Source organism: Kitasatospora sp. NPDC047058, assembly GCF_040643935.1.
GTDB lineage: Bacteria > Actinomycetota > Actinomycetes > Streptomycetales > Streptomycetaceae > Kitasatospora.
Genome location: NZ_JBEYVJ010000475.1, coordinates 1 through 4,691, shown reverse-complemented (window position 1 = coordinate 4,691; position 4,691 = coordinate 1). Strand labels below are relative to the sequence as shown.

Here is a 4,691-nt window from a genome sequence, read left to right as displayed (position 1 = left end):
GTTCGCCCGGCTGGTGGAGACCGGCTTCCGGTCGGTCGCCCTCGAGACCGACCGCGTCGCGGCGCTCGCCGTGAACGACTTCGTCCAGGGGGCACCCGGCTGGGGACGTCCGGCCTGACCGCTCTCCTCGCCCCTGCCGGCTGAGGCCGCAGGGCACGCCCGCCGACGCCGGAGCGCATCCGACCCCACCCGGTGGCCGGTGGCCCCTCCCCGGCTCCCCGCCGGGCGTGGCGGTCAGACCGTCGTCGGGCTGCCGGTCGGGGTGGCCGGCTTGGCGGGGCCGGTCCAGGGGATGGCCGCGCTGTAGTAGCAGAGGGCTTCGTGGTCCCCGTTCAGCCACCAGGTGCCGACCGACGGGTAGGTCGTGCCGACCATGGCGCCGGGCGGCCGCTCGGTGGCGCTCTGCCGAGCCGTGCAGAGGCGGTTCGCCGCGTCGCCGACGGTGGCGTCGCCGGGGTAGGAGCGGCCGCCGGGGATGCGGACCACCGCGAACACCTCGTACCGGTGCGGCTGGTCGCACGGGACGACCTGGTAGTCGCTCAGCGCGTCGTCGTTCCACGTGCCCGCGTAGTCGGCGGCGCAGTCGCCTTCCTTGAGGTACCAGGGGCCGGCCTTCCCGGCGTACTTCGGGCGTCCGTCCGGGCCGCGTTCCGGGCCGGCGGAGAGGTCCTGGAGGAGGAAGGCGAGGATCACCACGACCACGACGGCGTTGACCAGCCAGAACCAGGAGAGGACCAGACCCGCGGCGGCGAGCCCGAAGCCGCGCTGGCCGCGGCGTGAGATCCGGCTGAAGGCGCCGATGGAGAACCCCATCGACAGCACCGACAGCGGCGGGACGAACCCGAGGACGCCGAGTGTGAGCGAGGTGACGGCGAGCCTGCTCATCGGCTTCGCCGCCGGACGCCCGGCCGCACCCGGCGGCCAACCGTGGGCGCCGGGTCCGTAAGGCGCCTGCCCGGCCGGCGGCGGCGGCGCGAAGGGGTCCGCGGCCTTCGGCGGCGGCGACGCGGGAACGGCGGCGGACGGATCGTCGATCGGCTGCGACACGGTGACCAGGTTCCCGGGGAAGTCGGCGGACGCGGCCGCTCCCCCTCGGGCCGCGCGGCGAATATAGCTGATCATGTGACCACGCATCATCCAGTGTTCGGCCCGGCGGCTCCGCCCGGCGGCCGACGTCAGCCGACGGCCGCCGGCAGGCGGACCACCAGGTGGGCGCCGTGCCCGTCCGGCGGGGCCTCGGCGGTCGCGGTGCCGCCGAGCGACATGGCGATGGTGCGGACCAGGGCGAGGCCGAGGCCGGCCCCGCCGGTGGAACGGTTGCGCGCGGTGTCGAGCCGGACGAAGCGCTCGAAGACACGCTCGCGGTCCTCGGCGGGGATGCCGGGGCCGTCGTCGTCCACCTCCAGCCGGGCCCAGCCGCCGGCGACGCCGAGCCGGACGGTGACGGTGGCCGTGGCATGGCGGGCGGCGTTGTCCAGCAGGTTTCGCAGCATCCGCCCGACCAGTACCTCCCGGCCGGCCACCACCACCTCGGCCGGCACCGCCTCGGCCTGCTCCCCCGGGCCCTCCGAGGGCTCGAAGCGGAAGGTGAGACCGGGGTCCGTGTGGCCGCGCTCGGCGAGCTGTTCGGCGATCAGGTCGTGCAGCCCGACGGCGCCCTCCGCCACGCCGCCCGCGCCGGCCTCCTGGGTGCGGGCCAACAGCAGCAGGTCGTCGGCGAGGTCCTGGAGGCGTTCGGTGTCGGCCAGCGCACCGGCCACCACCGCGGGCCAGTCGGCCTGCGCCGGGTGTGCGAGCGGGATTTCCAGGGTGCTGCGCAGCGCGGCCAGCGGGCTGCGCAGCTCGTGCGAGGCGTCGGCGACCAGCCGGCGTTGCTCGGCCAGCGCGCGTTCCAGCCGGTCGAGCGTGGTGTTGGTGGTGACGGCGAGCCGGGCGACGGCGTCCCGGGAGGGCGGCACGGGGACGCGTTCGTGGAACGCACCGGCGCCGATCCGGGCCATCCCGCGCCGGATCGACTCGACCGGGCGCAACGCGAGGCCGGTGACCAGCCAGGCGGTCAGCGCGACGAAGACCGAGGCGGCGGGGGCCAGAAGGGCGCCGAGGACCCAGGTGACGGTGGCGGCGGTAAGCTCGGCCTCCTGCGTGTCGATCAGCGCGACGACGGTGAGCCACTGCGGCGGCAGGCCTGTGACGCCGGAGTAGGCGGCGAGTTGGTCACTGGTGAACGGGCCGGCGAGGGTGCGGTAATAGCGGACCGTCCGGCCTTTGAGCCGCCACGACGACAGGTTCGGAGCGATGCCGGACGGGAGGCGGATCGTGAGCTCGTCGACGGATTCGCAGCAGTGCGGCGACGCCAGCTCGCCCTCGATCCGGCTCCGCCTGGCGCCCGGGTCGATCGGCAGCAGGCCCAGGCGCGGGGCCTCGCGATGGAATGCGGCGGAGAGGCCGCCGGAGCGCAGCCATCGCCCGTCCTCGGCCAGCACGGCGTAGACGCCGTCCCCGAAGGGCTCGTCGGGACTGCCCGGGATCTTGTGCGCGACGTTCTGCACCGTGAGCCCGGCGCGGGCGATGGCGGTGTGCTCCAGCTCTTCCTGCACGGTGTGGCCGACCCGGTACGCGGCGAAGCCGAAGGCCACCGCCGAGGCGAGCAGGGCCGCCAGCGCCGCGCGCAACCGGACGCCGGGGCGCCACGACCGGCGCGGGCGGAACGGCTGCACGAACGGGTCAGTGCGCACCGGGTGCCGCCAGCCGGTAGCCGATGCCGCGGACGGTCTCGATCAGGCAGTGCGCCCCGGCCCGGTCCAGCTTGCGGCGCAGCGCCGCGATGTAGACCTCGACGATGTTGACGTCGCCGCGGAACGCGGAGTCCCAGACGGCGTCCAGGATCTCGGTCTTCGGCACCGCCTGGTCGGGGCGCCGGAGCAGGCATTCGAGGACGCCGAACTCCTTGATGGTAAGCCGCAGTTCGTCGTCACCGACGGTGCAGCGGCGGGCGGCCGGGTCGATCCGCAGGTCGGCGAGGGCCAGCACGGGCGGGCGGGCCGTGCCGCTGCGGCGCAGCAGGGCGCGCAGCCGGGCGGTGAGGACCACGCAGGAGAAGGGCTTGCTGAGGAAGTCGTCCGCTCCGCAGTCGAGCGCCTCGGCCTCGTCGTACTCGCCGTTCTTGGCGGTGAGCATCAGGATCGGGACGGGGTTGGCCTCGCGGCGCAGTTCCTCGCAGACCCGGAAGCCGTTGAGGCCGGGCAGCATCAGGTCGAGCACGATCGCGGCGTAGTCGCCGGCGCGGGCCTGTTCGAGGCCGAGCAGGCCGTCGCCGACCACGTCGACGGCGTAGCCCTCCGCCCGCAGGCCCTGGCTCAGCGACCGGGCGAGCCGTTCCTCGTCTTCGACCATCAAAAGGCGCATTGCCTCAGGATAAGTCAATTCCCATCGCTCGCAATGCAGTTGACCGATGTGCCGGGAACGTCCTTCCTGAATGGATCCTCAGGTTCGTTCAGAATCCCTTCAGCGGGAATTTCCTAGCGTCCACCGGGTGACGAGTGAACGCCTCCGGATTTCCCCGCGCCTGCTTTCCTGGATTCCCGTGCTGCCGGCCGGCGGGTACGCGCTGCTGCTCTCGGTGCCCCGGCACTGGCGGATGGAGTCGACCGGCTTCGACCTCGGGATATTCGAGCAGGGGGTACGCGGTTACGCCGCACTGCAGGCGGCCCCGGTGGCCACGCTGAAAGGGAGCGGATTCCCGCTGCTCGGCGACCATTTCAGCCCGCTGCTGGCGGTGCTGGCGCCGCTCTACCGGCTTTTCCCCGGCGCCACCACGCTACTGGTGGCGCAGGCCCTGCTGTTCGCACTCTCCTGCGTACCGGTCACCGGGCTGGCCGTGGAACTCCTCGGGCGGATGCGCGGGTTGGCCGTCGGGTCGGCGTACGGACTGTCCTGGGGGCTCTGGCGGGCGAGCTCGTTCGACTTCCACGAGGTGGCGCTGGCCGTTCCGTTGGCCGCGGGCGCGGTGGCGGCGCTGGCCCGCGGCCGGTACCGGGCGGCGGTCGGCTGGGCGCTGCCGCTGCTGCTGGTGAAGGAGGACCAGGGGTTGGTCGTGGCGGGGATCGGCCTGTACGTCTGGTGGCGCGGCCGGCGCCGGCTGGGCGCGGCGACGGTGCTGGCGGCGGTCGCGGTGACGCTGCTGGCGGTGCTGGCGGTGGTGCCGGCCATGAACCCCGGCGGGGCGTACGACTACGGTGCGAACGGCGCCTGGCACGGCAATCCGGTGACCCGGCTGCTGCTGCCCGCGGTCAAGTGGCACACCGTCGCCGCCTTGCTCGCGCCCACCCTCTTCGTGGCGCTGCGCTCGCCACTGAGCCTGCTGCTGGTGCTGCCGCTGGCGGGCCGGTTCTGGACGCCGAGCCCGACGTACTGGGACACCGCGTACCACTACAACGCGGTGCTGATGCCGGTCCTCTTCGTGGCCCTGGCGGACGGTCTGCACCGGCTGGCCGGCGGGCGGGACCGCGTCTCGGACGGGTCTGCCGGGCGGGACCGCGCCAGGCGGGACCGTGCCGCGCGGGCGCTGCGGTATGCGGCCCGGGGTGTGCCCGCGGCGGCGCTGGCCTTCGCGCTCACCGGGACGGTCACCGAGAAGGCGCTCATGACCTCCTCCAGCCGGTTCAGCCGACGCGATCCGACGACGACGAACG

The 4,691-nt window shown here is 74.0% G+C and carries 4 protein-coding genes; 1 reads left to right on the top strand and 3 read right to left on the bottom strand.

Annotation, left to right across the window (positions count from 1 at the left end):
• Positions 1-234: 234 nt before the first annotated feature.
• From ABZ885_RS35710 to ABZ885_RS35700, 3 genes are read right to left on the bottom strand one after another with little or no spacing between them, the layout of a single operon-like run.
• Positions 235-1,122 (bottom strand): DUF4190 domain-containing protein, encoded by an 888-nt coding sequence (locus ABZ885_RS35710; protein WP_360198323.1) that lies wholly within the window; start codon positions 1,120-1,122, stop codon positions 235-237.
• Between the two features lie 53 nt (positions 1,123-1,175).
• A complete protein-coding gene (locus tag ABZ885_RS35705) occupies positions 1,176-2,735 on the bottom strand; it encodes a HAMP domain-containing sensor histidine kinase (protein ID WP_360198320.1) in 1,560 nt (519 codons plus the stop codon).
• Positions 2,725-3,405, bottom strand: coding sequence for a response regulator transcription factor (locus ABZ885_RS35700; protein ID WP_360198317.1), 681 nt, complete (start codon positions 3,403-3,405; stop codon positions 2,725-2,727). The genes ABZ885_RS35705 and ABZ885_RS35700 overlap by 11 nt, the downstream gene beginning before the upstream one ends.
• A gap of 127 nt (positions 3,406-3,532) precedes the next feature.
• Here ABZ885_RS35700 and ABZ885_RS35695 point away from each other — a divergent pair.
• A partial coding sequence (locus ABZ885_RS35695) for a DUF2079 domain-containing protein (RefSeq protein WP_360198314.1) occupies positions 3,533-4,691 on the top strand: 1,159 nt, incomplete at its 3' end.